Here is a 3,003-nt window from a genome sequence, read left to right as displayed (position 1 = left end):
TCGCGGCGCGGCGGGGCGCCGGGTGTCAGTTCGTCGATCGGGCCGCCGAGCAGATCGGGCAGTGTGCAGCGGGTCGCGCGCGCGATGTTGATCAGGTCCGTGAGGCGGTCGGGTGTCCGGTGGCCGTTCTCGACTTGGTTCACCCACGGCAGAGACTTCCCGATCGCGGCACCGAGTTCGGTTTGCGACAGCCGCGCGGCTTGACGGTAGACGGCGATGCGGTCGCCGATACCGGCGATCAGGGGCGGTAGTTGGTCGTTCATACCACGAGCCTACAGGGCAAATTTACTACTTTTGTAAAAACATTCATCCTGATTGATACCTATGGTTAAAGGGCGCGTCCGGCCGGACAGCCGATGCGACCCCGCAACATCGTCCCTCATCAGGTCGGCTGTCCGTCGATGTTCTGGCGATTGAGAGGTCGGCCGGGCGCGCACCCCACGCCACTTCACCCGGAACACCTTGCGATTCCGGTTGCCGGACCGGACCCGGCGCTCTGGGTGCCCATCACACACCAGGGGGCCGCCTCGTGTCGTCGCCGTTGCCGTTGCCGATCGCGTGTCGAGAGCCGCAGATAGCCGACCACAAACTCGCTCGTGCATTGCTCATCCATCACGACAAACACTCTGCCGACTCGGGCCGCCCGTGCGCGGCCTACTTGGCGGCCGCGGCGTTCTACAGCTTCGACGAGGACTTCTAGACATGAGACTCGTCGAACCGCCGCGGCAGCGCCGCGACCCGAGCACGGTGATTCGGGTCGTGATCTTCATTCGTACGGACATCTCGGGCGTGAACGCCGGCCGCCACCATGACGCGATCACGAAACTGTGTGCCGACCGCGGGTATGAGGTTGTCGAGCATCTCGAAGGCGACGCCGGACGCTGGCGCGTTCCGACGATGCGCGTACTCACCGCGTGCCGCCAAGGCAACGCCGACGCGGTGATCACCCCGTCGGCCGACCACCTCGGCGACGGGTTGCGCGCAATCTCCTACAGCGCGCTCGTGCACACGCTCGAACCAGAAGAGATGTGGGACCGCGGGCAGCGGGTGAGCGCGTCATGATCGACATATCGGCGCTGCTCACGGTGATCGCCGCCGTCGGCGGAATCGCTTGCGTCCTGTGCTGGGCAGCCAAACACATTCCTATCGGCGAGCCCGGACCAGAACCGGGTGCGCGCAACAGTACGCGCATGACCCCCGAACAGTTGCGGTTACGAATCTCCCACGATGCGCCGTATTGGCCTCTCACGCTGTCGGAGGCGCGGCGGGCATGTCAGCAACACCGCGGTTGCAGCCTCGAACACTGCGGCCGCAAACGCGCCGGGTTCACCGCCCTGTATCGCGCCGGGAAGCTCCAGCCGGACAACCGCATCGCAGAACTGTTGCAGCGCACTCGATTTTGAGCCGGTGCGCGGTGAGCGTTCCCGGGTGGGCCGGGACGAATGAGGGAGGAAAGAGAAAATGATCGCACTTGGACGGGCGTTGTGGATGTCGCTGCTCGCGGCCGCGGTTGCCGCGGGCGTGTCGGTCGCGGGCCCGGAACCGGCGACCGCCAACGCCGGGCCCTGTCTGTTCGGGCACGTCGACCCGAAGAACGACAACTCGGCGTGCCGCGGGTCGGAGTCGGCGAAGTGGCCCGAATCGGAGCAGACCGCGGAGGGCACCCCGGCGCTGTCGTGCACGCGACTCAATGCGGGCCAGCACGTGAGGACCCATGATGGCCTCGGGTGGCGGTACTGGATCTGCCAGGCCTATAAGGATTCGTGGGGGCACACCGTCCACGAATGGACCGAAGTCCTCGGACAGTAGGTGGAAGAATGGGCCGCATGGCACACGACGGGTTGATCCGCACTCCGCGCTTTGAGCAGGTGGTCGAGGCGGCGGCGGATATCGCGCGCGGCCGCGGCGACGAGTACGTCGGCGTCGAGCATCTGATGCTGGCAATTCTCGCGGCACCGGACACGGTACCGACACTGGAATTGCACGCGCTCGGCATCGACCCGCGACGTATCGCCGCGGCAATCGAGACCACGATGCGCGAACCGGGGTACCTCGCCCCGTCCTACCGTGCGCGCCACCTCGACGGAAAGATCACCGATTACGACCCGGTGACCGGGATATCGCGGCGGCTCGCCGGATAGTTCGCACAACGCACGAAGCGCCCCGGCCCGTGCCTGTCACGGGCCGGGGCGTTCGCGTGTGCGGGCTCCGCATCGCGGGTACCGTCGGGACGAGTTCGCTACGAGACGAGGGGATCTCGCATGATGAGGATTGCCACCGCGGCCGCCGTTGTCGCTGTCGCCGCCGCGCTCGCGGGGTGTGGGTCGGAGACCGAAGACACCGCACCGTCGACGGCGCGGGCGTCGGCGAGCAGCTCGCCGACCGCCGCGCCGGCCGCGACGACCGCCGCCCCGGTCACGACTTCGACGACCAGCTCGCCGCCGGCCGCGGCCGCGCCACCGCCAGCCGCGCCGCGCGCGCCGTTCCCGCCGTCGGATCCGCGGTGCGGGCCCGCGGCGCCCGACCTCGTCGCGACCGTGGCGGCCGGTCTCAATCGCGCCGACTATCGGTTGACCAACGGGACCGTGCTCAGCGAGGGTCGGTACGTGTATTTCGGGGCGACGATCGTCGACGCGTCCGGCGCGGTGAAGTCGCGGTCGGATGTGTGGGTGTTGCGCGACGGTGTTCCGTTCGCGTCGACCGGCGGCGCACGGAACAACTCGAGGTTTCCGAAGGCCTCGACGGTGTTGAACGTCGGGCCGGGTGACGCGCCGGTCGCGGCGGTCGACAACTGCGTCGCAAATCTGGCTCTAGGACGTTGAGCCGCTGCTAGACTCGGCGCGACGCTCCCCCGAGCGTGTGCCAGGCAACCCCCCCGCCACCCCTCTCGGCATATACCCCCTGTGTGCCGGGAACCCATCGGCGGGGGGTGCGCCGTTTTCAGGGGTTCGGCGGGTTCTCGCACTTATGACGGCGGCGTCGGTTCCGGTGCCGCTTCCCAAC

At 67.9% G+C, this 3,003-nt stretch carries 6 protein-coding genes; 5 read left to right on the top strand and 1 reads right to left on the bottom strand.

Features of this window, described 5'->3' with window-relative positions:
- A partial coding sequence (locus tag ACFU5M_RS33385; RefSeq protein ID WP_379055424.1) for a helix-turn-helix domain-containing protein occupies positions 1 to 263 on the bottom strand: 263 nt, incomplete at its 3' end.
- A gap of 439 nt (positions 264 to 702) precedes the next feature.
- On the opposite strand from ACFU5M_RS33385, the gene ACFU5M_RS33380 reads away from it, so the two are divergent.
- The 5 genes from ACFU5M_RS33380 to ACFU5M_RS33360 all read left to right on the top strand — a co-directional run bounded on the left by ACFU5M_RS33380 (position 703) and on the right by ACFU5M_RS33360 (position 2,822).
- Entirely contained in the window at positions 703 to 1,062 is a 360-nt protein-coding gene (locus ACFU5M_RS33380) for a hypothetical protein (RefSeq protein ID WP_379055422.1), read from the top strand.
- Positions 1,059 to 1,403, top strand: a complete 345-nt coding sequence (locus ACFU5M_RS33375) for a hypothetical protein (RefSeq protein ID WP_379055420.1) — start codon at positions 1,059 to 1,061, stop codon at positions 1,401 to 1,403. The genes ACFU5M_RS33380 and ACFU5M_RS33375 overlap by 4 nt, the downstream gene beginning before the upstream one ends.
- A gap of 58 nt (positions 1,404 to 1,461) precedes the next feature.
- Positions 1,462 to 1,809 carry a hypothetical protein gene (locus tag ACFU5M_RS33370; protein ID WP_379055418.1) on the top strand — a complete coding sequence of 116 codons (348 nt, stop codon included), beginning with the start codon at positions 1,462 to 1,464 and terminating at the stop codon, positions 1,807 to 1,809.
- 17 nt (positions 1,810 to 1,826) lie between these two features.
- A complete protein-coding gene (locus ACFU5M_RS33365) occupies positions 1,827 to 2,141 on the top strand; it encodes a Clp protease N-terminal domain-containing protein (RefSeq protein WP_379055416.1) in 315 nt (104 codons plus the stop codon).
- A 123-nt stretch (positions 2,142 to 2,264) separates the two neighbouring features.
- Complete coding sequence (locus tag ACFU5M_RS33360; protein WP_379055414.1) at positions 2,265 to 2,822, top strand: DUF2510 domain-containing protein; 558 nt, start codon at positions 2,265 to 2,267, stop codon at positions 2,820 to 2,822.
- Positions 2,823 to 3,003: the final 181 nt, after the last annotated feature.

The sequence above is a fragment of the Nocardia sp. NPDC057455 genome (assembly GCF_042802775.1).
Taxonomy (GTDB): domain Bacteria; phylum Actinomycetota; class Actinomycetes; order Mycobacteriales; family Mycobacteriaceae; genus Nocardia.
This window is presented reverse-complemented; position numbering and strand designations above follow the sequence as displayed.

Coding starts and splice junctions, on each gene's coding strand:
- ACFU5M_RS33365 (WP_379055416.1), top strand. CDS start 1,827: ATGGCACACGACGGGTTGATCCGCACTCCGCGCTTTGAGCAGGTGGTC.
- ACFU5M_RS33360 (WP_379055414.1), top strand. CDS start 2,265: ATGAGGATTGCCACCGCGGCCGCCGTTGTCGCTGTCGCCGCCGCGCTC.
- ACFU5M_RS33370 (WP_379055418.1), top strand. CDS start 1,462: ATGATCGCACTTGGACGGGCGTTGTGGATGTCGCTGCTCGCGGCCGCG.
- ACFU5M_RS33380 (WP_379055422.1), top strand. CDS start 703: ATGAGACTCGTCGAACCGCCGCGGCAGCGCCGCGACCCGAGCACGGTG.
- ACFU5M_RS33375 (WP_379055420.1), top strand. CDS start 1,059: ATGATCGACATATCGGCGCTGCTCACGGTGATCGCCGCCGTCGGCGGA.